Annotated in this window: 27 protein-coding genes; 14 read left to right on the top strand and 13 right to left on the bottom strand. The window is 57.2% G+C overall.

Annotation, left to right across the window (positions count from 1 at the left end; all coding sequences use genetic code 11):
• Positions 1 to 284 precede the first annotated feature (284 nt).
• The gene (locus PVE98_RS19240; RefSeq protein WP_096072331.1) at positions 285 to 1,262 is read left to right on the top strand and encodes a polysaccharide deacetylase family protein; all 978 of its coding nucleotides are present in this window, start codon (positions 285 to 287) and stop codon (positions 1,260 to 1,262) included.
• Here PVE98_RS19240 and PVE98_RS19235 read toward each other — a convergent pair.
• The 6 genes from PVE98_RS19235 to rfaD are packed head-to-tail and all read right to left on the bottom strand — an operon-like array spanning position 1,245 to position 7,636.
• A complete protein-coding gene (locus PVE98_RS19235) occupies positions 1,245 to 2,252 on the bottom strand; it encodes a glycosyltransferase (RefSeq protein ID WP_096072332.1) in 1,008 nt (335 codons plus the stop codon). The genes PVE98_RS19240 and PVE98_RS19235 overlap by 18 nt on opposite strands.
• Positions 2,252 to 3,508, bottom strand: coding sequence for an O-antigen ligase (locus tag PVE98_RS19230; RefSeq protein ID WP_096072333.1), 1,257 nt, complete (start codon positions 3,506 to 3,508; stop codon positions 2,252 to 2,254). Before PVE98_RS19230 ends, PVE98_RS19235 begins: the two co-directional genes overlap by 1 nt.
• Complete coding sequence (locus PVE98_RS19225; RefSeq protein ID WP_096072334.1) at positions 3,498 to 4,676, bottom strand: glycosyltransferase; 1,179 nt, start codon at positions 4,674 to 4,676, stop codon at positions 3,498 to 3,500. The genes PVE98_RS19230 and PVE98_RS19225 overlap by 11 nt, the downstream gene beginning before the upstream one ends.
• Complete coding sequence (gene rfaC / locus PVE98_RS19220) at positions 4,673 to 5,641, bottom strand: lipopolysaccharide heptosyltransferase RfaC (protein ID WP_096072335.1); 969 nt, start codon at positions 5,639 to 5,641, stop codon at positions 4,673 to 4,675. Before rfaC ends, PVE98_RS19225 begins: the two co-directional genes overlap by 4 nt.
• Positions 5,629 to 6,687: an ADP-heptose--LPS heptosyltransferase RfaF gene (gene rfaF / locus PVE98_RS19215; protein ID WP_096072336.1), complete on the bottom strand. Its 1,059-nt coding sequence runs from the start codon at positions 6,685 to 6,687 to the stop codon at positions 5,629 to 5,631. Before rfaF ends, rfaC begins: the two co-directional genes overlap by 13 nt.
• Before the next feature lie 16 nt (positions 6,688 to 6,703).
• Positions 6,704 to 7,636 carry an ADP-glyceromanno-heptose 6-epimerase gene (gene rfaD / locus PVE98_RS19210; protein ID WP_033754343.1) on the bottom strand — a complete coding sequence of 311 codons (933 nt, stop codon included), beginning with the start codon at positions 7,634 to 7,636 and terminating at the stop codon, positions 6,704 to 6,706.
• A 232-nt stretch (positions 7,637 to 7,868) separates the two neighbouring features.
• Between rfaD and PVE98_RS19205 the strand changes: the two genes are divergently transcribed.
• The gene (locus tag PVE98_RS19205) at positions 7,869 to 9,062 is read left to right on the top strand and encodes a glycine C-acetyltransferase (RefSeq protein ID WP_096072337.1); all 1,194 of its coding nucleotides are present in this window, start codon (positions 7,869 to 7,871) and stop codon (positions 9,060 to 9,062) included.
• 10 nt (positions 9,063 to 9,072) lie between these two features.
• Positions 9,073 to 10,101, top strand: coding sequence for an L-threonine 3-dehydrogenase (gene tdh / locus PVE98_RS19200; protein ID WP_096072338.1), 1,029 nt, complete (start codon positions 9,073 to 9,075; stop codon positions 10,099 to 10,101).
• 25 nt (positions 10,102 to 10,126) lie between these two features.
• On the opposite strand, the gene PVE98_RS19195 is transcribed toward tdh, so the two are convergent.
• From PVE98_RS19195 to envC, 4 genes are all read right to left on the bottom strand, one after another.
• Positions 10,127 to 11,038 carry a hypothetical protein gene (locus PVE98_RS19195; protein WP_096072339.1) on the bottom strand — a complete coding sequence of 304 codons (912 nt, stop codon included), beginning with the start codon at positions 11,036 to 11,038 and terminating at the stop codon, positions 10,127 to 10,129.
• Positions 11,031 to 12,257, bottom strand: a complete 1,227-nt coding sequence (locus PVE98_RS19190) for a glycosyltransferase (RefSeq protein WP_096072340.1) — start codon at positions 12,255 to 12,257, stop codon at positions 11,031 to 11,033. The genes PVE98_RS19195 and PVE98_RS19190 overlap by 8 nt, the downstream gene beginning before the upstream one ends.
• A gap of 104 nt (positions 12,258 to 12,361) precedes the next feature.
• On the bottom strand, positions 12,362 to 13,267 hold the full coding sequence (locus PVE98_RS19185) for a divergent polysaccharide deacetylase family protein (protein WP_096072341.1): 906 nt from the start codon (positions 13,265 to 13,267) through the stop codon (positions 12,362 to 12,364).
• A complete protein-coding gene (envC, locus tag PVE98_RS19180; protein ID WP_096072342.1) occupies positions 13,268 to 14,569 on the bottom strand; it encodes a murein hydrolase activator EnvC in 1,302 nt (433 codons plus the stop codon). It lies immediately after the preceding gene.
• A 254-nt stretch (positions 14,570 to 14,823) separates the two neighbouring features.
• Here envC and PVE98_RS19175 point away from each other — a divergent pair, with 254 nt between their 5' ends.
• The 5 genes from PVE98_RS19175 to cysE all read left to right on the top strand — a co-directional run bounded on the left by PVE98_RS19175 (position 14,824) and on the right by cysE (position 17,939).
• Positions 14,824 to 15,255: a rhodanese-like domain-containing protein gene (locus tag PVE98_RS19175; RefSeq protein ID WP_096072343.1), complete on the top strand. Its 432-nt coding sequence runs from the start codon at positions 14,824 to 14,826 to the stop codon at positions 15,253 to 15,255.
• Between the two features lie 20 nt (positions 15,256 to 15,275).
• Positions 15,276 to 15,530: a glutaredoxin 3 gene (grxC, locus tag PVE98_RS19170; protein WP_033754368.1), complete on the top strand. Its 255-nt coding sequence runs from the start codon at positions 15,276 to 15,278 to the stop codon at positions 15,528 to 15,530.
• A 39-nt stretch (positions 15,531 to 15,569) separates the two neighbouring features.
• Positions 15,570 to 16,034, top strand: a complete 465-nt coding sequence (gene secB / locus PVE98_RS19165; protein ID WP_033754370.1) for a protein-export chaperone SecB — start codon at positions 15,570 to 15,572, stop codon at positions 16,032 to 16,034.
• Positions 16,034 to 17,050, top strand: coding sequence for an NAD(P)H-dependent glycerol-3-phosphate dehydrogenase (gpsA, locus tag PVE98_RS19160; RefSeq protein ID WP_187143614.1), 1,017 nt, complete (start codon positions 16,034 to 16,036; stop codon positions 17,048 to 17,050). The genes secB and gpsA overlap by 1 nt, the downstream gene beginning before the upstream one ends.
• A gap of 67 nt (positions 17,051 to 17,117) precedes the next feature.
• Positions 17,118 to 17,939 carry a serine O-acetyltransferase gene (cysE, locus tag PVE98_RS19155; RefSeq protein WP_033754376.1) on the top strand — a complete coding sequence of 274 codons (822 nt, stop codon included), beginning with the start codon at positions 17,118 to 17,120 and terminating at the stop codon, positions 17,937 to 17,939.
• On the opposite strand, the gene trmL is transcribed toward cysE, so the two are convergent.
• The 3 genes from trmL to cpxR are packed head-to-tail and all read right to left on the bottom strand — an operon-like array spanning position 17,936 to position 20,516.
• Positions 17,936 to 18,406: a tRNA (uridine(34)/cytosine(34)/5-carboxymethylaminomethyluridine(34)-2'-O)-methyltransferase TrmL gene (gene trmL, locus PVE98_RS19150; RefSeq protein ID WP_096072345.1), complete on the bottom strand. Its 471-nt coding sequence runs from the start codon at positions 18,404 to 18,406 to the stop codon at positions 17,936 to 17,938. The two genes, cysE and trmL, sit on opposite strands and share 4 nt — an antisense overlap.
• 35 nt (positions 18,407 to 18,441) lie before the next feature.
• The gene (gene cpxA, locus PVE98_RS19145) at positions 18,442 to 19,821 is read right to left on the bottom strand and encodes an envelope stress sensor histidine kinase CpxA (protein WP_407568534.1); all 1,380 of its coding nucleotides are present in this window, start codon (positions 19,819 to 19,821) and stop codon (positions 18,442 to 18,444) included.
• On the bottom strand, positions 19,818 to 20,516 hold the full coding sequence (gene cpxR, locus PVE98_RS19140; RefSeq protein WP_033754385.1) for an envelope stress response regulator transcription factor CpxR: 699 nt from the start codon (positions 20,514 to 20,516) through the stop codon (positions 19,818 to 19,820). Before cpxR ends, cpxA begins: the two co-directional genes overlap by 4 nt.
• 149 nt (positions 20,517 to 20,665) lie before the next feature.
• On the opposite strand from cpxR, the gene cpxP reads away from it, so the two are divergent.
• From cpxP to PVE98_RS19110, 6 genes are all read left to right on the top strand, one after another.
• On the top strand, positions 20,666 to 21,175 hold the full coding sequence (gene cpxP / locus PVE98_RS19135; RefSeq protein WP_333620362.1) for a cell-envelope stress modulator CpxP: 510 nt from the start codon (positions 20,666 to 20,668) through the stop codon (positions 21,173 to 21,175).
• Between the two features lie 509 nt (positions 21,176 to 21,684).
• Positions 21,685 to 21,870 carry a general stress protein gene (locus PVE98_RS19130; protein ID WP_033754389.1) on the top strand — a complete coding sequence of 62 codons (186 nt, stop codon included), beginning with the start codon at positions 21,685 to 21,687 and terminating at the stop codon, positions 21,868 to 21,870.
• Positions 21,871 to 22,078: 208 nt separating this feature from the next.
• Positions 22,079 to 22,981: a CDF family cation-efflux transporter FieF gene (gene fieF, locus PVE98_RS19125; protein WP_313619674.1), complete on the top strand. Its 903-nt coding sequence runs from the start codon at positions 22,079 to 22,081 to the stop codon at positions 22,979 to 22,981.
• A gap of 205 nt (positions 22,982 to 23,186) precedes the next feature.
• On the top strand, positions 23,187 to 24,149 hold the full coding sequence (pfkA, locus tag PVE98_RS19120; RefSeq protein ID WP_033754393.1) for a 6-phosphofructokinase: 963 nt from the start codon (positions 23,187 to 23,189) through the stop codon (positions 24,147 to 24,149).
• A 149-nt stretch (positions 24,150 to 24,298) separates the two neighbouring features.
• Positions 24,299 to 25,288 (top strand): sulfate ABC transporter substrate-binding protein, encoded by a 990-nt coding sequence (locus PVE98_RS19115; RefSeq protein WP_096072349.1) that lies wholly within the window; start codon positions 24,299 to 24,301, stop codon positions 25,286 to 25,288.
• A 115-nt stretch (positions 25,289 to 25,403) separates the two neighbouring features.
• Positions 25,404 to 26,162, top strand: coding sequence for a CDP-diacylglycerol diphosphatase (locus tag PVE98_RS19110; protein WP_096072350.1), 759 nt, complete (start codon positions 25,404 to 25,406; stop codon positions 26,160 to 26,162).
• Positions 26,163 to 26,176: the final 14 nt, after the last annotated feature.

The following is a 26,176-nucleotide window of genomic DNA, read 5'->3' as shown; positions in this document are numbered from 1 at the left end:
ATAGAGTGAAACCTAAGGCTGTCTCGACCTGGCAGCAAAAAGTGTATAAACACTAATCTCGTTATCGCTCAATTTTAAGGGAGTCGCGACAGAAAAGCCTAACCTTGTTTTTCATAACCTTAACTTAACAACACGTAAGAAATTACAGCGTAAATAAGTTTAGTTTAACCAAACATGCTCTGCTTTAAGAGAAGCAAAGGGGTGTGCGGTTAAATTTTTTGCGCCTTGTGCTCAGCCTGCGTAACATAACGCTTTATAGCGACACCTCGTATTACGGATAAGTCATGGAAAAACCAGCATTTTTAATTACGCTCGATACTGAAGGCGATAACCTGTGGCGCAACCGTAGCGGCCAGGTCACGACGCATAACGTCCGTTTTCTGCCGCGTTTTCAGGCGCTCTGCGAGAAATATGGTTTTAAACCGACCTGGCTGACCAATTACGAGATGGCGAGCGATCCCGCCTATGTCGATTTTGCCCGCGATTTTCTGGCGCGCGGACAAGGCGAAGTAGGTATGCACCTGCACGCCTGGCATAGTCCGCCTGCTCACGCGCTGACCGATGATGACTGGCGCTATCAGCCCTACCTTATCGAATATCCTGAGCAGATCCTGCGCGACAAGGTCGCCTTTATGACCGATCTGCTGGAGAAAACGTTTCAGACCAAAATGCGCAGCCATCGCGCAGGCCGCTGGGCGTTCAACGAAATCTACGCACAGGCGCTGGTGGATAACGGCTATCTTGTCGACTGTTCCGTCACGCCGCGCGTTGACTGGCGCGGCTCTGCCGGCGCGCCGCAGGGCAAGGGCGGCACCGATTACAGCCGTTTCCCTGACCACGCCTATTTCCTCGATCTCAACGATATCTCGCAGCCTGGCCAGTCGGGCCTGCTGGAAGTGCCCATGAGCATCCAGTATCGGCACGGGATTTTTGCCAGCCGGTTGAAAAAAGCCTGGGATGGCCTGCGCGGCAAACGGCGGGGCCCTTCCGTAAACTGGCTGCGGCCGGTCGGCGGCAACGTGGCGCAGATGAAGCGGGTAGCAGAGCAGTGCCTGAGTCAGGGCAGCGACTACGTAGAGTTTATGCTGCACTCTTCCGAGTTCATGCCCGATGGCAGCCCGACCTTTAAAAATGAGGCGGATATTGAGCGTTTGTATGACGATCTGGAGCAGCTGTTTAGCTGGTTGCAGAGCCGCACCCGGGGCTTGACGCTGACAGAGTTTGCCGAGCAGAAAAAGCAGCCGTTACTCCCGGCGGTATAGCGCCGCAGCGGGCTTTTTTTTGCCAATGCGGCGCAGCGAAGAGAAAAAGGTGTCCAGCTCGGGATAGCGCATCTGCCAGTACTTCTTCGGCTTGCAGTAGCCTCGACATAGCACGGCGGCGGCTTTTAGCGCTTTTCGGGTATCGGCGGAGTAGTGGTAGTAGCCATACAGCGCCTTTGACATGCTTTTTACTTCGCTAAAGCAGTTCAGCATCATGCCCGTCGCCAGCCTTTGAAAATCAGGCTCACTGCGTCTCGCTTCAGCCATTGTTCGTATTTTTTCCAGAGCGAACAGCATGTCGCCTATATCGCTCGGACGAACGTTGCGCGTTATGCCGCGGCGGTTGTCGCGGTAGTAGTAGAGCGTGTTCTCCAGATGGCTAATCCGGCGCGTTTTGAAGTACTGAAAGGGCGTAAAAATAACATCTTCATAGCGACGGCCATCCTCGAAACGCTCATCAGCCAGCAGGGTATGGCGATAGATGCGATTCCACAAATGCCACATCGCGCGTTGAAACAGCGGCTGCAAGCAGGCGAGGCCCTGCGAAGAAAAATCATAGGGCGTTCGCTGCGCCGTTTCGCGCTGCGGCGCGACAGGCGGCGTCTCGTCAAAGCGTGCATAGTTGAAATCAATCAGGTCATCGCTGCCTGCAAGCAGCACGGGCTTAATGATCGCATAGTAGTTGCTGCTTACCAGGTCGTCGCCGTCCAGAAAGGTCACAAACTCGCCGTGCGCATGCCGTAATCCTACATTGCGCGTTGTCGCAATGCCCTGATTTTGCTGACGGATAAAGGTGATGTGGCAGTGAGCGAAGCGCGATACCAGATCTGTAACCTGCTGCGTTGAGCCATCGGTCGAGCCATCATCGATAACAACAATCTGCATATCGTCATCGGCCTGGGTCAGCAGCGAGGTCAGACAGGCGGTAATAAACGCCTCGTCATTGTGAAAAGGCACAATGACGCTCAGCAAATAGCGCTGTTCTGCCATTAACGCCGATCCTCGGATAGATAAGGCTGTTTCACGATCATGACGCTAAAAATAATTGCCAGACAATAAAGCAGCGTCCCTTCCGTACTAAAGAAAATAACGTCGCTCAAGCCATAAATGATGAGCGAGATCCCGACAGAGAGTAACGCCGGGTTGCGCAGCGGCCTGAAGGCGCTGTAAATCAGGCTCAGGTAGAGGCCGATAAGCGACACAATGCCGAACAGACCCTTAATTGAAAAGTTTTCCAGCACTTCATTATGCATATGCACGGTGAGGTAGATACGCGCGCCGTACAGGCTGGGGTTTTGTTTGATAAGGGCTTCCGCTTTCTCGCCGCGCTCCTCAGCCGATTGCCCTGCCAGGGCGGTGGCGCCGGTTTTCATGGCAACGGTCTGCATGCTAAGACGGGAGATAATCGAATTCTCTCCCTGCGTCTCGTGCATCATCGCAATGTTATCTTTGAGATCCTGAATCCGCGCCTGAATTTTGCTCTGAAATACCAGCGCGCTAATCACCAGCAATACCGGCAGGGCGGTAAAGAGAATAATTTTATGCTTACGCTGTATGACATCTTTGGTGAACAGCACCTGGATCAGCACCAGAATGGGATAAGCCAGCATAGCCGCGCGTGTTCCGGTCAGAATGATAGTGGTATAGGTCACCATAAATAGCAGAGCAAACAGCCAGACCTTATGCCGCGTTCTGAATAGCAGCGCGGATTTAATAAAAACCAGGTTCACCGCGGTAAGGATATAGGCGGCGATAGTAGCGCGATCGTAATTAAGCTCAACGCGGCCGATCTCGAGATGGATACCCTGATACAGCGCATAGGCGTTTACCGCGAGTCCTGTAATCATGGCGGCAACCAGCGCGCTTCGCTGGCGGATGCGCTGATCATTCAGCGTAACCAGCAGCAGAAACGAGGCGGCAATTTGCAGCCTGCCGGTTGACTGATACTGGCGGTAGAGCGTGATGTAATCGCCCGGCTGTTTATAGATCGTCGTCCAGAGAATGCTCACCAGTCCGACCAGAAAAAGAGCGGTGGGCAACACCAGATGCTTTTTCTCTTGCAGATAATATCTGGCGTGAATGATAAAACCCGCCAGCGCCAGATAGCTGGTGATGTAAAACACGTTTCTGCCGAATGAACCGCCGAAGGGCGCGGTCAAAAAGGCGAGCGCGCAGCCGGCGAAAATGAGCAGGCTAAAATAGAGATGCGGCGTATCCTGTCGAAATAGAGTCAGCTTAATGTTCATCGTTACTACCCGTTATAGCGCTTAGTGCGCCGTTGAATTCAGTCCTGAAAACGGCGTAATCAAAATGCTCTTTTGTCCACTGTTTCGCCTGTTGGCTAAAACGCTGATAGGTTTGCTGATCACATAAGGTTTCTACCGCATCCGCACAGGCGACATGCGAAAGCAGCAGCGGCCGGGTCATGATATTTCGCACGGGATCGTAGACGTCGTAAGGAAAATCGACGCGTATTCCCGTCAGCTTTTCATGCTCTTCAATAGAGACGGAAGGCGTAAGGCCGATGCCGCATACGCCGTTTTTTATTACTTCAGGCTGCCCATCTACCAGGGGATAAATAACCGGCACGCCGAAATAGAGAGACTCCATGCAGGAGAGACCGAAAGGTTCCGTTACTGGCGTGCTCATATAGATATCGATGCGGTTGAAAAAGGGCGCGATATCCTGCTGGAAGCCGCTAAAGGTGACCTTATCCTCAATGCCTAGCCTGCTGGCGAGCGCGATAAAAGCGTCGCGATCGGGCCCTTTGCCGGCGATCTCAAGCGTTACGTTATGGCCGCGAATCAGTAATTCTTTCAGCGTCAACAGCGTGACGCTTATGCCTTTCAGACTGACCTGACGCGAAGCGGTGCCAATTTTGATCGGCGACGTAAGCACGCGCGGTTCCAGGCGTATGCCGGGCGGCGTCATGATGCGGTTAATGACCACATAATGGGGACAGGGCAGGTTGAAACGATGCTTCATTACCTGAGAAGAAGCTGACGAGGCGGAGATGACGCCATCTAACATGCGCATAAAGCTTAGGGTCTTATGATTCTCTGGATAGCGCCAGGAACAGCCATGATCGTAATAGACCAGCTTCGCGCGCTTCGGCCTGGCTGTCAGACGCGGCACCAGGTCCCAGACGACGATGACCTGCGCATCGCTGGCTTCAACCCGCTTCTGCAGCAGATACTTCCTGAGAAACTGAGGCGCTTTTAGCCTAAGGCCATTAACTAGCCGATTGGCGAAAACGATCTTTTGCTGCGGCATCTGGCGTCGGATATCTTCGTCAATGTCATTGCTGATGCAGATAACGTCATCTTTGCCATCAGAAAAGTCGTTGATATATTGAAGAAAAAGACGCTCGACGCCGCCCATCTTGCCGAGATTGATAATGTGGAGCTTTTTCATCCCAAAAACGTCTCCAGCCTTTCGGCGACCGCTTGCGCACTGATATCTGACATGCTGTTGCCCTGAGATGGGCAGAGAGCCTGCTGATTCTGCCCATATCCTCCAATCAACCCCGGATCCGTCGGGCCGTAGAGCGTAATGTTGGGGCGATCGAGCGCCGCGGTAAGATGGCTTAGTCCGGTATCTACCGACACTACCGCCTTCGCCCCCGCCAGTTCGCGCGCTATCGCTTCCAGCGTCAGCTTCGGCAGCACCTCGACATAGTCGAAGCCTTCCGCCAGGCGCTGGGCGCGCTGATGCTCGTGCTCGGCGCCCCACGGCAGCTTGATACGCAGTCCCGAGTGCTGGAGCAGGCCGATCAGCTCGCGCCAGTGGCTTTCTGGCCAGTGCTTGTTGTCGCGCGTTGTGGCGTGGAGAAACACCAGATAGGGGGCGATATCCTGCGGCACGTCGCGCAGAAAGTGCGCGGCAATGGCGTAGTCGCCCTGGGTTTGCGGCTTCTCGTAGCCGAGGCTCTTCGCGAACAACTCGCGCGTGCGCTCTACCGCATGCTGCTTTTTATCAATCTCATGGCGTTGGTCGTACCACCAGCTGGCGAAGGGTTCGCGCGCGCTGCGGCTATCCTGGCCATGCTTGACGCCTCTGGCGAGACGGGTCACCAGCGCGGCGCTTTTGATCAGCCCCTGCGCGTCGATCACCACATCATACTGGCGCGACTGCAAATCGCGCTTGAAGCGCACCCGCTCTTCGCGCTGCTGACTGCCGAACCAGTGTTTGCGCCAGCGGCGAATGGCGACCGGCAAGACTTTATCCACCGCCGGATGCCAGGAGGGGATCTGGGCGAAATTCTCTTCCACCACCCAGTCGAAGCGAATGCCAGGGATCGCCTGCATGGCGTCGGTTAAAGCGGGAAGGGTATGAAGCACATCGCCCATCGACGACGTTTTGACGATCAGGACGTGCATGCCGTCTCCTGCGGATGAGCCAGCAGTTCGCTCAGTTCCTGATAAACGCGCTGCGGCGGGATGTCGATCAGGCTCTGATGATAGCCCTGCACGGCATCGCCTTTGCGAACCTTATGGTAGCCGGTAATCAGGCGAATAATGCGCACCTGCTTTGAAAGCGGCGGCGTGAAATCGGGGCTGCTGGGACCGTACAGCGCCACCAGCGGCCGGTTGAGCGCGGCGGCGATATGCATCAGTCCCGAATCGTTGCTGACCACGGCGTCGCAGCGCGCAATCAGGATAACCGCCTGCTCAAGCTGCGTCTCGCCCGCCAGGTTGCGGCAGTAGCGGCGCGCCTCGGCGGGCAGCGCTGCGATAATCTCTTCGCCGCACTCGCGATCTTTTGCCGAACCAAACAGCACTACCTGATTGCCTTCGGCAATCAGCTGCTGCGCCAGCGCGGCATAGTGATAGTGCGGCCAGCGCTTCGCCGGACCAAACTCCGCGCCCGGGCAAAAACCGATCAGCGGCCGCTCCGCCGGGATCTGGAACTGGGCGGAGGTTTCGATTTTCTCCTGGTCGTCTACCTGAAGCTGGGGCCAGAGCAGCGGCTGCGGCAGCTGCTGTGCCGAAGCGACCGGCGCGTCGCAGGCCAGCGCGATGTAGCGCTCCACCATCAGCGGAAACGCCGCCTTGTCCAGCACGCGCACATCGTTCAGCAGGCCGTAGCGCATCTCGCCGCGCCAGCCGATACGACGTTTAATCCCGGCGAAAAAAGGCACCAGTGCGGATTTAAACGAGTTCGGCAGCACATAGGCGCGATCGTAGCCGCTGGCGCGCAGCGATTTGCCGATGCGTCGACGCTCGCCGAGCGCCAGCGCGCCGTGCCCGAGCGGCATCGCCAGCGCCTGACTCACTTCCGGCATGCGCGACAGCAGCGGACGGCACCAGGCCGGCGCCATTACGTCAATCAAGGCGTCCGGATGTTGAGCCTTGAGGGTGCGATAGAGGCTTTGCGACATCATCATATCGCCGACCCACGATGGGCCAATAACCAGAATTTTCATCGCGGGTACGCGTTCCTTATGCGCTGCGGTTCAGCCAGGCCATATACTCGGCCACGCCCTGCGCCACGGTTTTGAACGGCTTGTCATAGCCGGCCGCGCGCAGACTGGTGAGGTCCGCCTGAGTATAGGCCTGATAGCGGCCTTTGAGTTTTTCCGGGAAGGGAATGTACTCAATTTGCCCTTTCTGATGGAATTTCAGCACCGCGTCCGCCACTTCCTGGAACGATTCGGCGCGACCGGTGCCGCAGTTATAGATACCGGAAATCTTGTTTTCCCAGCACCACAGATTGACCGCGACCACGTCGTCAACGTGGATAAAGTCGCGCTGGAAGCCTTCGCTGCCTTCAAACAGCTTAGGGTTTTCGCCGTTGGCGATCTGGGTGTTGAGATGAAACGCCACGCTCGCCATGCTGCCTTTGTGGCCTTCGCGCGGGCCGTAGACGTTGAAGTAGCGGAAGCCGCACACCGGCGAATCCGCTTCCGGCAGGATCTGGCGCACATAGTGATCGAACAGCATTTTAGAGTAGCCGTAGACGTTCAGCGGCTGCTCATATTCGCGCTTCTCGATAAAGTTGTCGTTGCGGCCGCCGTAGGTAGCGGCGGAGGAGGCGTAAAGGAAAGGAATTTCGCGCTCGAGGCAGTAGTGCAGCAGATCTTTCGAGTACTGATAGTTATTGTCCATCATGTACTTGCCGTCCCACTCCGTGGTCGCGGAGCAGGCGCCTTCATGGAATACCGCTTCGATCGGACCGAAATCCTCGCCCGCTGCGATATAGGTCAGAAACTCCTCTTTATCCATGTAGTCGCTGATATCCAGATCGGCCAGATTGACGAACTTGGTGCCATCTTTCAGGTTGTCGACGACCAGAATATCGCTGATGCCGCGATCGTTGAGCGCCTTGACGATATTGCTGCCAATCATTCCTGCGCCGCCAGTGACGATAATCATGTGCTCTACCTTTAAACGTTGGGGCATGAAACAGGCGGTTTCACGCGCTAATGTCTCACATCATAACATTTCATCACGGAGCAGACAGCCAGATGACTCCGACACGCCGTCGCCTCCCCCCTCTCTGACGTGAACTATGCTGCAAAATTAACATTCTCCTGGTGGATTTATCGTTAGCACCCTTCTTCTTCAGTAAGATGTGCCGAATTTATGCCATCTGAGGAGAACAATGATGACAGCGCAATTTTATCAGCAGATCCGCCAGCAGCTGGATACGGCGCACCGGGAAGGGCTGTTTAAGCAGGAGCGCATTATTACCTCCGCGCAGCAAACCGATATTGAGGTGGGCGCGCAGCAGGTCATTAACTTCTGCGCCAACAATTACTTAGGCCTGGCAAACCATCCGGCGCTGATTCAGGCGGCGAAAGAGGGCATGGAAACGCACGGTTTCGGCATGGCATCGGTGCGCTTTATCTGCGGCACGCAGGACACGCATAAGCAGCTGGAGAAAAAGCTGGCGGCGTTTCTCGGCATGGAGGATGCCATTCTCTATTCCTCCTGCTTCGATGCTAACGGCGGCCTGTTTGAAACGCTGCTCGACGCGGAAGACGCGATTATTTCCGACGCGCTCAATCACGCCTCGATTATCGACGGCGTACGGCTCTGTAAGGCGCAGCGCTATCGCTACGCCAATAACGATATGCAGGCGCTGCGCGCCTGTCTGGTCGAGGCGCGGCAGAAAGGCGCGCGCCATATTTTTATCGCCACCGACGGCGTCTTTTCTATGGACGGAGTGATCGCCAACCTGCGCGGCATCTGCGATCTCGCCGACGAGTTCAATGCGCTGGTGATGGTAGATGACTCCCATGCGGTGGGCTTTGTCGGCGCGGCCGGTCGCGGCACGCATGAATATTGCGACGTCATGGATCGCGTCGACATTATTACCGGCACGCTGGGCAAGGCGCTGGGCGGCGCTTCCGGCGGCTACACCGCCGCGCGCGCCGAGGTCGTCGAATGGCTGCGCCAGCGCTCGCGTCCCTATCTCTTCTCTAATTCGCTGGCGCCGGCAATCGTTGCCGCTTCCATCCGCGTGCTTGATCTGTTGAGCGAGGGCGACGGTCTGCGACAGCGCCTGTGGGACAACGCCCGCTTCTTCCGCGAAAAGATGACGGCGGCCGGTTTTACCCTGGCGGGCGCCGATCACGCCATTATTCCCGTCATACTGGGTGAAGCGAGCGTGGCGCAGGAGTTCGCTCATTTGCTGCAGCAGGAGGGCATTTACGTTACCGGCTTTTTCTACCCGGTGGTGCCGCGCGGCCAGGCGCGTATCCGTACGCAGATTTCGGCGGCGCATACCCAGCAGCAGCTGGAGCGCGCGGTCGAGGCCTTTACCCGCATTGGACAACAGCTTGGCGTCATCGCCTGAGGAGCTCTGTATGAAAGCGTTAGCCAAACTTCACGCGCAGGAAGGCATCTGGATGGTGACCGATGCGCCGATCCCGGAGCCGGGCCATAACGATTTGCTGATCAAGATCCGTAAAACCGCTATCTGCGGCACCGATATCCATATCTACAACTGGGATGACTGGTCGCGCAAAACTATTCCGGTGCCGATGATCGTCGGGCATGAGTATGTCGGCGAAGTCGTCGCCATCGGCCAGGAGGTGCGCGGCTTCAGCATCGGCGATCGCGTCTCCGGCGAAGGGCATATTACCTGCGGGCACTGCCGCAACTGTCGCGCCGGCCGCACCCATCTGTGCCGCAATACCATTGGCGTCGGCGTCAACCGGCAGGGCTGCTTTGCCGAGTATCTGGTGATCCCCGCCTTCAACGCCTTCCGCATTCCCGACAATATTTCCGACGAGCTGGCCGCGATTTTCGATCCCTTCGGCAATGCGGTGCATACCGCGCTGTCGTTCGATCTGGTGGGCGAAGATGTGCTGATCTCCGGCGCCGGCCCTATCGGCATTATGGCGGCGGCGGTGTGCAAACATGTCGGCGCGCGCAACGTGGTGATTATCGACATCAATGACTATCGCCTTGAGCTGGCGCGCACCATGGGCGTGACGCGCGCGGTCAACGTGGCGCATGAAGATTTGCGCGCGGTGATGCGCGAGCTGGGCATGACGGAAGGGTTCGACGTAGGGCTGGAGATGTCCGGCGCGCCGCCGGCGTTTCGTACCCTGCTGGAGGTAATGAATCACGGCGGGCGTATTGCGCTGCTGGGTATCCCGCCAGGCGAGATGGCGATCGACTGGAATCAGGTGATCTTCAAGGGGCTATTTATTAAAGGCATCTACGGCCGCGAGATGTTTGAAACCTGGTACAAGATGGCGGCGCTGATTCAGTCAGGGCTCGATCTGACGCCCATCATCACGCACCGCTACGCTATCGACGACTTCCAGCAGGGCTTCGATGAGATGCGCTCTGGACGTTCAGGAAAAGTGGTGCTGAGCTGGGATTAAAAAAAGCCGCGCGGGCGGCTTTGGTTTATTGCTGCTGCTTCTCCGCATCCGTCAGGTAGCGCACCTTGCGGGTGTAGTCCTGGCCTTTAAAGGTCAGCGGCTGACGAGGATCGGCCAGATATTTTTGCCATTCGGAAAGCGGGAAGCCGCCGTGCGCGCCTACCACCTCAGGCGGTATGACGCCCGGCTTGCCGCCGATGCGCTTGGATACCGGCCAGTTCGCCCACTCGCCCAGGTTGACGGTGCGCAGGTCGAGCAGATCCAGCAGGCACGCCAGCGGCAGCTGATCGGTCGGCGGCTGGCTGTCGTTCATTAATTTCCAGGTATCGTCGAACAGCGTCAGCCAGAGCGGGCAGACGCGCTGCCAGGTCTGGCGCGTGGCCGCCAGATAGGCGCCGTTAACGTGATCTTCGAGGAAAGGACGCACGCTGAGCTGATAGTAGGCGGGAATCGTCTCCTGCGCCGCGCCGGCCAGTTTGGCAATCATCTTGCCCTGGCGAAAGCTGGAGTAAAAATGGCCGTCTTTCATGTGAATGTCAGGCATTTTAAGCAGGTTGAGATCGGAATCGATCATCAGGATCCCGTCGCCCTGCGCATGCAGCGGCGCCTGCATTTTTATCAGACGGCTGCGATAAATTTGCTTGTAGGGATAGGTTTCTTCGCGATGAGGCACCTCCAGCGTCACAATGCGGGTTTTACGCGGCAATTCGCCAAAGGCGGCGGCGGGCTGGTCGCTAACGATAACGATCTCCTGCGCCGCGGTAGCAAAGCGCTCGGCAAACAGCGCGCTGAGCTTCGCTTCCTCAACGTAATCCTCTCCGGTACAGGGAATGACGATAGAGGTCACAGGGATGGCGCCCTGCACGTCGGGCTGCGCGTAAGGCAGATTATGGCGTGCGTGCGCGCGACGAAAACGGGGATTAAGAAAGTTAAGCATGCTTCTTCCTTGTGACGCTTTTTAGGATGGTTTCCACGCCGTTTACATAGTTTTCGATGGCGTACTGCGATCGAACGCGCGCCGACGCGGCATGGGTTAATCGTTGACGTAAGGCCTCGTCCTGCCAGAGCGTAACGAGATGCTGAGCTAACTGCGCCACGTCGCCATATTCGAACAGCAGGCCGGTGTCGTCAGGGCTGATTAGCTCCTCTGTGCCGACCACGCGTGAGCCTATCACCGCCGTATTGACCAGCATTGCTTCCAGCACCACGCGCGGCAGCCCCTCGCTGCGGGAAGCCAGGATGAAGACGTCGAAAGCGGCGAGGTAATCCAGCGCGTTATTCTGAAAGCCGGTAAAAATGACCCGATCGAGAATCGCCTCTCTGGCGGCCTGCTGACGCAGCGCAGCCGCTTCAGGTCCATCGCCGACCACGATCATTTTCCAGCTCGCTTCGGGACAGGCCTGTTTGAAATGGCTCAGCGCCTGCAGAACATGGTGGTTCGACTTACGCAGGATCAGCGAGCCGATGGTGCCGAAAATAAAGGTTTCCGCCGGCAGGTTTAAGCGCTGGCGCACCGCCGCGCGGTCAGGCAACGGCTGGTGGATATCAATGGCGTTAGAAACGGTAAAACAGCGTGACGCCTCAACGCCGCCGTCACGTAAGGTCTGATTCACGCCGTGAGAAACGGCGATAACGGCATCGCACCCATCATTCACCATTTTCGCCAGGCGGGCATTCATCAGCGGCTCAATGCGGCAGTGCTGTACCACGGCAATATCAAGCTCTTGTGCGGCGAGGTAGCCTTCAACATTGGTGCTGGGCTGATTATTCATATAGAGCGTATCGTAGCGGCCTTGCTGCAGCAGCGCGCGCAGCTTGCGGGCATTTGGCCGGACGCGCCAGCGCGCGTCGATAGCGTCGACCGCCTCTTTTTTCAGGCGGCGATTGAAGAAAAGCAGGGCGCGTGCCGCTTCCTTAGCGAGCTTCGCCCAGCCGGGCTGCTTTTTCTGAGGAATAAAGACGACCGGTATAGCGATGGCGTTCAGCACCGATTCGATGGTTTCACCGTTACCGCGCGCGTAGTTGTGGTAAAAGCAGCAGGTGATATCGAAAGCGTCGCGGTCGATGCGCTTAAGCAGTTCCAGCATGCTGTTGGTGCCGCCGCCCCATTCTCTGCCGTTATCCAGCAGCATAATCTTTTGTTTCGCCGTCCTCATCCTGACAGAAATCCTTATAACCGGTCTGCGTCGCTCGCACCGGATTATAGTGATTTCTGATCAGAAAAGAATGTTAAGGCTGAAACACCGCGCGAAATAGCGTGTTAAAAAAGCTGCTTCAGTCCGGTTACCACTACGCTCTGGCTCGCACTCTCCCACACCGCATCAAGCGCCTTCGTCGCCGGAACCGGCTGCGGCTGCACTTTACAAATGCCTGGCGGCTGGAAGCCCGGCTTATGCGGGCGCGGCCGCGGCTGCGGTTTCGCTGGCGACGTTGCGCCGTGCAGCGGTTCGTTCAGCAGCTGGCTTGGGCGCACCAGCGTAATATCCGCAGGCAGCGTCGGCAGCATCTGCTGCAGCACGCGCACCGTATTGGGATGCGGATGGCCGATAGCGATGGCGTAGCCGTCGCGCTGCGCCAGCTTCACGGCGCGCGTAAACTGCTGGCGAATCGCGTTGATATCCTGGCTGTCGTCCAGGAATACGCGGCGCTTCAGCACCTTCACGCGCGTGCCTTGCGCGGCGGGCACCGACTGGCTGTTGCCGATGGTCATGCTGTCGAGAAAGTAAAAATTGTACTGATTAAGCGCCTGCATCATCTTTACCATGCCGGGCAGGCTGGAAGTCATTTTGCTGCCCATATGGTTGTTCAGGCCGACGGCGTAAGGCACGCTGTTGACCGCGCTGCGCAGGATGCGCGCGATCTCTTCGCTGCTCATCTCCGGCGTCAAGGTATTCTTCTCCAGCGGCTGCTTGCTGAGCGGCGCCATCGGAAGATGGATCAGCACCTCATGGCCGCTTTGATGCGCTTTCGTTGCCATCTGGCGCGCGCCGGGCGCATCAGGCAGCACCGCGACGGAGATCGCGGCGGGCATCTGCAGCACTTTGTTCTCTTCAGAAGGGCGATAGCCGAAGTCGTCGATAACGATGGCGAGTTTGCCCGCATAGGCGGCGCAGCTTAACAGCAATCCGCCGATAGCGGCGGCGAGATGGCGACGTTGAAAAAACACTTATCTTCCTAACCACGGGAGTGGATTGACGGCCTGTCCCTGACGTCGGATTTCAAAATAGAGCGACGGCGTACCGCGTCCGCCGCTGGTGCCCACCAGGGCGATAGGCTGTCCTGCCTTCACCTGGGCGCCAACGCTAACCAGCGCGCTCTGGTTATAGCCGTAGAGACTCATATCTCCTTTGCCGTGCTCAAGCACCACGACGAGCCCGTAACCCTGCAGCCAGTCGGCCATCAGCACGCGCCCGTCGGCAATCGCTTTGACTTCGGCGCCTTCCGGCGCATCGATCACCAGCCCTTTCCAGCGCAGTTCGCCCTGAAGCTGTTCGCCGAAGCGATGTTCGATACGACCGCGCACCGGCCACAGCGCCTGGCCGCCTGCGCGGCCCAGACCGCCGGTTCGCGCCACCAGCTCGCGCTCGCTCTGGGTAGGCTGGTAGGTCGAGCCTTTGGCTTTCGCCTGCGCCTGACGCTGGCGCACTTTTTCCGCCTCCCGCGCCTCGCGCGCCGCGCGCTCTCGCGCTTCGCGTTCCGCCCGGGCGATTTTGTCCTGCAGGCGGCTTTCGTTCTGCCGCATCTCCACCAGATCGGCCTGGTCTTTTTCCAGCGCGTTCTCCAGTTCGCTCAGCGTTTTCTTACGTGCCGCGCTCGCCTGCTGCAGCTTCTCCTGCTGGCCTTGCTGCTGCGCCAGCAGCGTTTTTTGCTGCTGCTGTTTCTGCTCCAGCGACGCTTTTTGCTCACCCAGCGTTTGACGCGTTTTTTGCAGCGCGTCGATGCTCTGCTGACGCGCGTCGTTAAGGTAGCCGAAGTAGGCGAGAATACGTTCGCTGCGCTGGCTCTCTTCGCCGCCCAGCAGGAGCTGCACGCCGTTATGCTTGCCCTGACGGAAAGCCGCATCCAGCTGCTGAGCCAGCAGGGTTTCCTGCTGCGTCTGCTGCTTTTCAAGCCGCGCGATAGAGGCGGTGAGCTGGCTGACTTCGCGGCTGAGTGCGCTCAGGCTGTTGCGAGTGTCGCGCAACTGACGGCTGGCCTGCGCAATGATCTTTTCCTGGCTCTGCAACTGATCGAGCAGCTTGCTGCGCGCAATCTTCTGCGCCTTAACGCTTTTCTCTTTTTCGGCGATATTTTGCTGAATGGATTTCAACTGCGATTTGCTGTCGTCGGCGCTGTGCGCGGCCGCAGGCAATAACAGAACGCCCGCGCAGAGCAGGCTGAAGGAGAGAGTGGACAGGTGTGCAGGCAACGGGCGTTTCTTTCCGCTGTGACGAGTCCTTGTGGCTAAAACAGTCGCTTTTCCCTTCATAGGCCAATGATTATTCCACGATGAACAGCCGCTTACCAGCGCAACGCCGCGGGATTTCCTTTTCCAAAGATGTCGGTATTTATCCTGATGCCGAATAAGGGTTGCGTCATTTTTGCGATACGGCAATTTTTTTTAGAAAATGACGCACAAATCGTAACTCTGGCCGCTTAGCGTCTGTACATGAGAAGTGGCGCAGGTATACTCAGAACCCTTGTTTTTAGCTTAATTAGCCCGGTCTGGAGTCTTTACCCCTCATGCAAGAAATTATGCAGTTTGCAAGCAATCACACCATCCTCAGTCTGGCATGGGTCGTTTTACTGATTTTGGTGATTGTTACCACCTTTAAAGGGATGTTTTCTAAGGTGAAAGTTATCAGCCGCGGCGAAGCGACCCGCCTGATTAACAAAGAAGAGGCGGTAGTAGTGGACGTGCGGTCGCGTGACGATTACCGCAGAGGACATATTTCGGGCGCGCTGAACGTTGCGGCGGCGGACATCAAAAAAGGCAGCTTCGGCGAGCTGGAAAAGCATAAAGCTCAGCCCATAATTGTGGTGTGCGCTACCGGCCAGAGCGCGAGCGAGCCGGCTGAAAAACTGAGCGCCGCTGGCTTTAGCCAGGTGACCGTTCTGAAAGACGGCATCAGCGGCTGGAGCGGAGACAACCTTCCGCTGGTGCGCGGAAAATAACATCTACCGAGGTACGTAACATGGCTAATGTTGAGATTTACACCAAGGCGACCTGTCCTTTCTGCCACCGGGCGAAGGCGCTGTTGAGTCAAAAAGGTGTGTCGTTTCAGGAGATCCCTATCGACGGGAACGCCGCGAAACGCGAAGAGATGATCAAACGCAGCGGCCGCACCACCGTGCCTCAGATTTTCATTGACGCGCAGCACATCGGCGGCTGCGACGACCTTTACGCGCTGGACAGTCGTGAAGGATTAGATCCGCTACTGCAGGCGTAAGAGCGGCGCAGGATTTTTCAACTCACAGGACTTAGTCAGATGTCAGAACAAAACACCAACGAAATGCAATTCCAGATTCAACGCGTTTACACCAAAGACGTTTCTTTCGAAGCGCCGAACGCGCCGCAGGTTTTCCAGAAAGAGTGGGAACCGGAAGTGAAGCTGGATCTGGATACTGCGTCATCACAACTGGCTGACGAAGTGTATGAAGTGGTGCTGCGCGTGACCGTGACCGCCAGCGTTGGCGAAGAAACCGCATTCCTGTGCGAAGTTCAGCAGGCGGGCATCTTCACCATCAGCGGCATCGAAGGCACGCAGATGGCGCACTGCCTGGGCGCTTACTGCCCGAACATCCTGTTCCCGTACGCGCGCGAATGCATCACCAGCCTGGTGTCTCGCGGCACCTTCCCGCAGCTTAACCTGGCGCCGGTAAACTTTGACGCGCTGTTCATGAACTACCTGCAGCAGCAAGGCGAAGGTGCCGAACCACATCAGGATGCCTGATGACTACACACGCTTCGATTAGCGTCATCGGTGCCGGCTCGTACGGCACCGCTCTGGCCATTACCTTAGCCCGCAACGGCCATCCCGTGCTGCTGTGGGGACACAATCCCGCGCATCTGGCGCAACTGCAGGCCGAACGCTGCAACAGCGCTTTTCTCCCCGACGTGCCTTTTCCCGACAACCTTGAGCTTGAGCCCGATTTAGCCCGCGCCATTGCGGCCAGCCGCGATCTGCTGGTGGTGGTGCCGAGCCATGTGTTCGGCGACGTGCTGAAGCAAATTAAACCGCATCTGCGTTCTGAGTCGCGCATCGTCTGGGCGACCAAAGGGCTGGAGAGAGAGACCGGAAGACTGCTGCAGGATGTGGCGCGCGACATCCTCGGCGACGCTACGCCGCTTGCGGTGATCTCCGGGCCGACCTTCGCCAAAGAGCTGGCGGCGGGCCTGCCGACCGCGATCGCGCTGGCGGCGACCGATGCCACTTTCGCCGACGATTTGCAGCAAAAGTTGCACTGCGGCAAGAGCTTCCGCGTTTACAACAATCCTGATTTTATCGGCGTGCAGCTTGGCGGCGCGGTGAAAAACGTCATCGCCATCGGCGCGGGCATCTCCGACGGCATCGGCTTCGGCGCTAATGCGCGTACCGCGCTGATTACGCGCGGCCTGGCGGAAATGAGTCGTCTCGGCGCCGCGCTGGGGGCCGATGCGACCACCTTTATGGGCATGGCCGGCTTAGGCGATCTGGTGCTGACCTGTACCGATAATCAGTCGCGCAACCGTCGTTTCGGCCTGATGCTGGGCCAGGGTGAAGAGGTGGATAACGCGCAACGCATTATCGGACAAGTTGTAGAAGGCTATAGAAACACCAAAGAAGTCAAGGCGTTGGCTGAGCGTGTCGGCGTTGAAATGCCGATTACCGAGCAAATCTATCAGGTGCTCTATTGCGGAAAACCGGCGCGAGAGGCAGCATTGAGCCTGTTAGGCCGTACAAGGAAGGACGAAAACGGTTCAGGCTGATGCGGGATGCGCAGCATGGTCACCTGTAGCGCCATTCAGGCGCTTTTTTTTTCGGGAGAAAACTGCAATGTCGTCTGATGAGTTAGAACTGGTCTGGAACAACATCAAAGCGGAAGCGCGCGCGCTGGCCGATTGCGAGCCGATGCTGGCCAGCTTTTATCATGCGACTTTGTTGAAACACGAAAATCTCGGCAGCGCTCTGAGCTATATGCTGGCCAACAAGCTCGCCAATCCCATTATGCCCGCTATCGCCATTCGCGAAATCGTCGAAGAGGCCTATCGCCAGGATCCTTCGATGATCGCTTCGGCCGCTCTCGACATCCAGGCGGTGCGCCAGCGCGACCCGGCGGTAGATAAGTACTCTACGCCGCTGCTCTACCTGAAAGGCTTTCATGCGCTGCAGGCCTATCGCATCGGCCACTGGCTGTGGAACGAAGGGCGTCGCGCGTTAGCGGTCTATCTGCAAAACGAAATTTCCGTCTCCTTCGCCGTGGATATTCATCCGGCGGCGAACATCGGGCACGGCATTATGCTTGACCACGCCACCGGCATCGTTATCGGCGAAACGGCGGTCGTGGAGAACGACGTCTCAATCCTGCAGTCGGTGACGCTGGGCGGTACCGGCAAAACCAGTGGCGATCGCCATCCGAAAATCCGCGAGGGCGTGATGATCGGCGCAGGGGCGAAGATCCTCGGCAATATCGAGGTCGGGCGCGGCGCGAAGATCGGCGCAGGCTCGGTGGTATTGCAGCCGGTGCCCCCGCATACCACCGCCGCAGGCGTGCCGGCGCGCATCGTCGGTAAACCCGCGAGCGACAAACCCTCGATGGACATGGATCAACACTTCAACGGCACCGTGCCGGGCTTTGAGTTCGGCGACGGGATCTAACTGAGCCGCGCGCCTGCGTAATCAAGCTGGCGCCAGGCTTCATACACCACCACCGATACCGCATTCGACAGATTCATGCTGCGGCTCTCCGCACGCATCGGGATGCGGATTTTCTGCTCTGGCGGCAGCGCGTCGAGGATCTCGGCAGGCAGTCCGCGGCTCTCCGGGCCGAACAGCAGATAGTCGCCCGCCTGGTAGCTCACCGCGCTGTGCGCCGGCGTTCCCTTGGTGGTGAGCGCAAACAGCCGCGCCGGCTGCTCGGCGCGCAGAAACGCCTCATAGCTTTCATGCTTCTGAATCGCGGTAAATTCGTGATAGTCGAGACCGGCGCGACGCAGCCGTTTATCGTCCCATGCGAAACCGAGCGGCTCAATCAGATGCAGCCTGAAGCCGGAGTTGGCGCAGAGGCGAATAATATTGCCGGTATTCGGCGGGATTTCTGGTTCAAATAAGACGATGTTAAGCATAAGGCCCCCGATAACAGGGGCCGAAGCATAGCAAATTATTGGCGGCTGGAGGAGTAGAGCGGCAGCCAGAGCGTCAGGCGCAGCCCGCCGAGCGGGCTGTCGTCGGCCTTCACCCAGCCGCGGTGCTGCTGGATGGCTGTTTCGACAATCGCCAGACCGAGCCCCGTGCCGCCTGACTCGCGGTCGCGCGCCTCATCGGTGCGGTAGAAGGGACGGAATATCTGCTCGCGATCTTCCGGGCTGACGCCTGGGCCGTCATCGTCGACATGCACCGTCAGGCCGCTGATATCTACCGAAAAGCTGACGCTGATATGCGAGTGCGAGTAGCGTAGCGCGTTGCGCACGATGTTCTCCAGCGCGCTCTCCAGCGCATGCGGGTTGCCGTAAAGCGGCCAGGGGCCGGGCGGATAGGGCACGTCGAGCTGCTTGCCCATCTGTTCGGCTTCGAACTTCGCATCTTCCAGCACGTCGTTCCAGAGCTGATTCGCTTTCATCGCCTCGCTGACCAGCGCGTTCTTGTGCTGGGTGCGCGACAGCACCAGCAGATCGTTGATCATGCCGTCCAGACGCTGCGCTTCCATCTCGATACGCTCCAGCTCTTTGCCTTCGCTGTGGCGGCGGCGCAGCAGCGCCGTGGCCAGCTGCAGACGCGTCAGCGGCGTGCGCAGCTCATGGCTGATATCTGACAGCAGACGCTGCTGCGAGGTCATCATGCGCTCGAGCGCGCTCACCATCTGGTTGAAGCTGGAGCCGGCGGCGAGAAACTCCTGCGGCCCCGATTCCAGTTCCGGATGCTGGCGCAAATTACCGCTGGCGACTTCATCCGCCGCGTATTTCAGCTTTCGTGCCGGACGCGCCAGGCTCCACGCCAGCCACAGCAGCAGCGGCGAACTGATCAGCATGGTGACGATCAGCAACAGCAGCGGCCGGTCAAACAGCAAATTGATAAAATCGAGCTGCGAGCTGGTCGCCGGTCGAATCAAGTAGAGCTGATAGTTATCTTCGCCGTCGCGCACCGCGAAGGGGCCGACCATTTCGATACGGCCATACTTCTTTTTCTGCGGATGATCGGCATTGTCGGACTGTCCGATAAAGTTGCGGATCACCTGCATTTCATTATGCTGCGCACCAATGACGCGGCCTTCGCTGGTGACCAGCAGCAGGCGCTGGCCCGGCGGCGCCCATTTGTCGATAGCGCGTGAGAGCCGGCGCCACCACATCAAATCGTTGGGCGGATCCTGCGCCAGTTCCACTTCGACATGCTGTTCAATCATGGTGCCCTGGCGCTGCTCGCTATCGAGCAGCGAAACCATCTGGCGGGAATCGAGCTTGGGCACCATCAATACCAGCATCAACACCAGCGCCAGGGTTAGCCAGAAAATGGCGAAGATGCGGGTGGTGAGGCTGCCAATCATGAAGCCGAGACCATCAGATAGCCGCGGCCACGTAAGGTTTTGAACCAGGGATGGCCGTCGCGGCGCTCAGGCAGTTTGCGGCGCAGGTTAGAGATATGCATATCGATAGCGCGGTCGAACGGCGTCAGACGCTTGCCAAGCACCTCCTGGCTCAGATGCTCGCGCGAGACGACCTGGCCGAGATGCTGCGCCAGCAGGTAGAGCAGGGTGAACTCGGTGCCGGTAAGATCCAGCGTCTGATTGTCGAAACTCGCTTCCTGACGGCCTGGGTTCAGGCGCAGGCAGTCCACTTCCAGCGTCGGCGAACTGCTGTCGTGCTGCTGTTGCTGCTCGCTCCAGTTGGAACGGCGCAGAATCGCGCGTATACGCGCCACCAGTTCGCGATCGTTAAACGGCTTAGGCAGATAGTCATCTGCGCCCAGTTCAAGCCCCAGCACGCGATCCAGCTCGCTGCCGCGCGCGGTCAACATGATAACGGGCGTCTGATGTTGCTGGCGTAGCTCTTTCAGCGTGTCGATACCGTTCTTTTTCGGCATCATCACATCGAGCAAAAGTAGATCAATAGAGGTATCCAGCAGGCTTAACGCCTGTTCGCCGTCGCTGGCTACCACCACCTCAAACCCTTCCATTTCTAACAGTTCTTTAAGCAGCGAAGTCAATTCGCGGTCATCGTCAACCAACAGGATTTTATTCATTTTTTATTGCCCTCCGCAGGCAAAATACCGTGTTCCTGACTTGTCAATCCAACGCTTTACGTAGTTTTACACCCCCTGACGGATGTTTGCAGCTGTCGCCGTACACTGGTCCTCGTTGAATCGCAAAACGGAACGGACTGGAGTAAACGATGCGCACAGTAACCGCCGTCGTCATTGCCTCAGCGATGGTTCTCAATCACGCCAGCGCAGGAGTGGCAGACACGACGACGATTGACGAAATGCATCACGGCGGATTGACGACAGGCAGTATGACGCAAAATCCGCAAAGCCACATGTTCGACGGCATCGAGTTGACGGAAGAACAGCGTCAACAGATGCGAGACCTGATGACACAGGCGCGATATGAACGTTCCCCTGTCAGCATCGGCGATATCGAAAACATGCATGGCCTGATTACGGCGGACACTTTTAACGAAGCGGCTATCCGCGCCCAGGCTGAGAAAATCGCTCAGGCGCAGATCGAACAGCATGTCGAGATGGCGCGCATTCGCAACCAGATGTATCACTTGCTCACGCCGGCTCAGCAGGCCGCGTTGCAGAAGAATTACGAGCGGTGGCTTGCCGAGCTGCGCAAGCTCTCAAATTTGCAGTCGGCTTCATCGCTGCAAGCAGTGAGTAGTACCAGCAGTAACCAGTAACATAGTATCCCTGTTTTCCTTGCCATAGACACCATCCCTGTCTTCCCCGCCATGATGGCGGGGTTTTTTTTGCGTTTTTTCGCGTTTCCAGCCGTAGTGTCAACTTTGACAGGCCGATCTCTCTTCAGCATTAACACTTTATTTATGAAAGGCACTAACCCCTTAAATCTTCAGGCATTTAGCAAACTATTGTTCTTTATCGTCTCGTTTATTTTTTTATAAAGCATATGTTATGTCGTGAAAATATATCTACAAGCGAAGCGGATTTAAATAAAAAAGCGAAGCGACTATTTATTTAAATATATGATAAGAAGAAACTAAGCTTTACGATTATATTTAAAGTTAATAATTATCAATAAGTTAATTATTTTGCCGTTTTCTTGAATTCTTCTGGCTTACCTCTACACTTAATTTTGTCGCAGCAAGGAAAGCGCACACCCCGGGAATTTAAATGGAGTGCAGTAACCACATTACGTAAACAATCTGAATATATATTAACGGAGTAAGTTATGGCAGAACATCGTGGTGGTTCAGGCAATTTCGCAGACAATCCGCAAAAAGCCTCTGAAGCCGGTAAAAAAGGCGGCAAAAGCAGCGGCGGTAGCGGTAATTTCAAAAACGATCGTGAAAAAGCCTCTGAAGCAGGCAAAAAAGGCGGTCAGAACAGCCACGGCGGCGGCCGTAGCTCTTCCTGACGAGGTTAGAGCTTAGCGGTAAACCGTGCGTTTCCCACGCGGGAAACGGTACCCCGTCCTCTTTGAGGGCGGGGTTTGTTTTTTCTGGCATTCTGCCAGCTTTTCTCTTCTGATGACGCAGGGTTTATGCGCAGCGACAATCTGGATGTTAAACTTTAGCCATTCCTTTGTTTCGGGTGCATGCCTGTAATGGCTGAGGGAGCACACTATGCAACCCACCTATGCTCGTCTGGTCAAGCGCGCGGCGCTGGCGGCGACGATCCTGGCGACCTGCCTGCTTCTCGTCAAAATTTTTGCCTGGTGGTATACCGGTTCGGTCAGCCTGCTGGCGGGCCTGGTCGACTCGCTGGTGGACATCGCCGCCTCGCTAACTAATCTTTTAGTCGTGCGCTACGCGCTGCAACCTGCTGACGCTAACCATACTTTTGGTCACGGCAAGGCGGAATCGCTGGCGGCGCTGGCGCAAAGCATGTTTATCTCTGGTTCGGCGCTGTTCTTGTTTTTGACCGGCCTCCAGCATCTGGCTTCGCCGAATACGCTGCGCGCGCCGCTGGTCGGGGTGGGGGTTACCGTGGTGGCGCTCTGTTCGACGCTGCTGCTGGTCGCGTTTCAACGCTGGGTCGTGCGCCACACGCACAGTCAGGCGATTCGCGCCGACATGCTGCACTATCAGTCCGATGTGGTGATGAACGGCGCTATTCTGATCGCTCTGGGCTTAAGCAGCTATGGCTTTGCTCGCGCAGACGCGCTGTTCGCGTTAGGTATCGGCGTCTACATCTTGTACAGCGCATTGCGGATGGGCTATGACGCCGTGCAGTCGCTGCTGGATCGCGCGCTGCCGGAGGAAGAGCACAATATCATTCTCGACCTGGCGCTGAACTGGCCGGGCGTGGAGGGCGTGCATGACGTGCGTACGCGTCAGTCGGGGCCGACTAAATTCATCCAGCTCCATCTGGAGCTTAATGACGATTTACCGTTAGTGCAGGCGCATCGCGTAGCGGATCAGGTAGAGAAGGCGCTGCGTCAGCGTTTCCCCGGCTCGGACGTGATTATTCATCAGGATCCCTGCTCTGTCGTGCCGATTGAACAGCAGAATTCACCCGGCTTTTAACCTGATTGAATCAATTTAATCTATTTAAAATGACGAAGCGCTAACATTACTGCAAAAAAATTAGTGAAAACTTGTCTGACCTGAATCAATTCAGCAGCAAGCCTTTGATATACTATCTGCCATCACGGGTCGCGCATAGGGTATGCCGCTTAGCGGCGCACGACAGGCAGGATTAACTTTTCGTTTTAACAATCCAGAGGTTGTCATGATCAAAAAAATTGGTGTATTGACCAGCGGCGGCGACGCCCCCGGCATGAACGCAGCCATTCGCGGCGTTGTGCGATCAGCGCTGAGCGAAGGACTGGAAGTTTTTGGTATCTATGACGGCTATCTGGGACTGTACGAAGATCGGATGATCAATCTCGACCGCTACAGCGTATCGGACATGATTAACCGCGGCGGCACCTTCCTGGGTTCGGCGCGTTTCCCTGAGTTCCGCAACGATGAAGTGCGCCAGGTCGCGATTGAGAATATGAAAAAGCGCGGCATCGATGCGCTGGTTGTCATCGGCGGCGACGGCTCCTATATGGGCGCGAAGCGTCTGACCGAAATGGGCTTCCCGTGCATTGGCCTGCCAGGCACCATCGATAACGACGTTGCGGGTACTGACTACACTATCGGCTACTTCACCGCGCTGGAAACCGTGGTCGAGGCGATTGACCGCCTGCGCGACACCTCCTCTTCGCACCAGCGCATCTCTATTGTCGAGGTGATGGGACGCTACTGCGGCGACCTGACTCTGGCGGCGGCGATTGCGGGCGGTTGCGAATTTATCGTGCTGCCGGAAATTCCTTACACCCGCGAAGAGCTGGTCATGGAGATCAAAGCGGGCATCGCCAAGGGCAAAAAGCACGCCATCGTGGCGATCACCGAACATATCTGCGATATCGACGACCTGGCGAAGTACATCGAAGCGGAAACTAAACGCGAAACGCGCGCGACCGTGCTCGGTCATATTCAGCGCGGCGGCGCGCCCTGCGCTTACGACCGTATCCTCGCGTCTCGCATGGGCGCCTATGCCATTGAGCTGCTGCTGCAGGGCTACGGCGGCCGCTGCGTCGGCATCCAGAACGAGAAGATGGTGCATCACGACATCATCGACGCTATCGAAAACATGAAGCGTCCGTTTAAGCGCGACTGGCTGGAAACCGCGAAAAAACTCTATTGATCCTAAACACGCTTCAGGCGCGCCTCTCAGGCGCGCTTTTATTTTAGTTGTCTATATTCCTGCCAGTTATAAATGCTTATTTTTAATTCTTTTAGCTCTAAAATGGTTTATGTCACGCTACCGGTATAATGACATCGGGAGCGTGCATAATGAACAAGTGGAGTATCGGTATTACCCTTCTGCTGGCCTCTGCCAGCGTTCTGGCAAAGGATTACCAGCTGTTAAACGTCTCTTACGATCCGACGCGCGAGCTGTACGAGCAGTACAACAAAGCCTTTGCGGCGCACTACAAGCAGGAAACCGGCGACAACGTGGTAATCCGCCAGTCGCATGGCGGCTCAGGCAAGCAGGCGACCTCGGTTATTAACGGCATTCGCGCCGATGTCGTGACGCTGGCGCTGCAATCCGATGTCGATGCCATCGCCGAACGCGGCCGTATCGATAAGAACTGGCTCAAGCGTCTGCCGGATAACTCCGCGCCTTACACCTCCACCATCGTTTTCCTGGTGCGCAAAGATAATCCCAAAGGCATTCACGACTGGTCCGATTTAATTAAGCCAGGCGTTTCAGTCATTACCCCGAATCCGAAAACCTCAGGCGGCGCGCGCTGGAACTATCTGGCGGCATGGGGCTGGGCGCTGGATCAAAACAACGGCGATCAGGCGAAGGCGCAGGCTTACGTAAAAGCGCTGTTTAAAAACGTCGAGGTACAGGACTCCGGCGCGCGCGGCGCAACCAATACCTTTGTAGAGCGCGGTATCGGCGATGTGCTGATCGCCTGGGAAAACGAAGCCTATCTGGCAGTCGATAAGCTGGGCAAAGACAAATTTGAAATCGTCACGCCGAGTGAATCCATTCTGGCTGAACCCACCGTTTCCGTGGTGGATAAAGTGGTGGACGATCAGGGGACGCGCGCAGTTGCGGACGCCTACCTGAAGTATCTCTACTCGCCGGAAGGCCAGACTATCGCAGCGCAAAACTACTATCGCCCGCGCGATGCGGAAGTGGCGAAGAAATTCGCCAGCACTTTCGCGCCGGTGAAGCTGTTTACCATCGATAATAAGTTCGGCGGCTGGACGCAGGCGCAGAAAACGCACTTTGCCGATGGCGGCACCTACGATCAGGTGATGAAGCCTTAATCGCGCCAGCGCAGTTAAGACGGCCAGCCAGCGTGCTGGCCGTTTTTATTTGTGCGTGACATTGCGCGGCAGCCAGGCGAGGATGCGCAAAAAAAGCGGAAAGAGGAGTCTTGCTATGCAGGGACGTCGTCGTGCGCTGGGCCTGATTGCGCTGCTGCTGTTGATCCTGATAAGCGGTTTAGCGATTGCCGCCTTCCACCTGCATAAAAACAGCGATGCGCTGTGGCACATCGTCAGTGAAAAGTGCGAGCCGAATCAGCGCGCAACGGGCAAGCCCACGCCTTGCCAGCGCGTCGAGCTTGAGCAAGGCTATGCGCTGCTCAAAGATCTGAACGGGCCGCTGCAGTATCTGCTGATCCCGCTGGCGAAAATCACCGGTATGGAAAGCCCGGCGCTGCTCAATCCGGCGACGCCCAATTTCTTCGCCTTCGCCTGGCAGGCGCGCACGCAGCTGGCGGCAAAGCGCGGCTCGCCCATTGCCGATAGCGCGCTGTCGCTGGCGATCAACGCCGAATATGGCCGCACCCAGAATCAGCTGCATATCCATATCTCCTGCCTGCGTCCCGATGTGCGCCGCGCGCTGGACCGCCTTGCACCCGCGCTCTCCAGCCGCTGGCAGACGGAACAGCTGCGCCAGCACGCTTACCGGATACGCGCGCTCAGCCTGCCGGAGCTGACGCAGCAGAGCCTGTTTATCCGTGTGGCCAACGAAATCCCCAACGCGCGCAGCGAGATGGGCAAATACGGGCTGGCGCTGGCGGCGCTGCCGGATGGACGCCTGGCGGCAATGGCGCTTGAGCGAAACTGGCTATTGCTAAATCGCGGCTCGGCGGAAGAGCTACAGGACCACAGCTGCGAGATTTTGCGGCAATAAAAAAGGCGGCCATC

The organism is Pantoea sp. GABEPS69, from assembly GCF_045780835.1.
In the GTDB taxonomy this organism is placed as follows: Bacteria; Pseudomonadota; Gammaproteobacteria; order Enterobacterales; family Enterobacteriaceae; genus Pantoea; species Pantoea septica.
The sequence above is the reverse complement of the archived record's forward strand: the minus strand, read 5'-3'. Positions and strand labels throughout refer to the sequence as shown.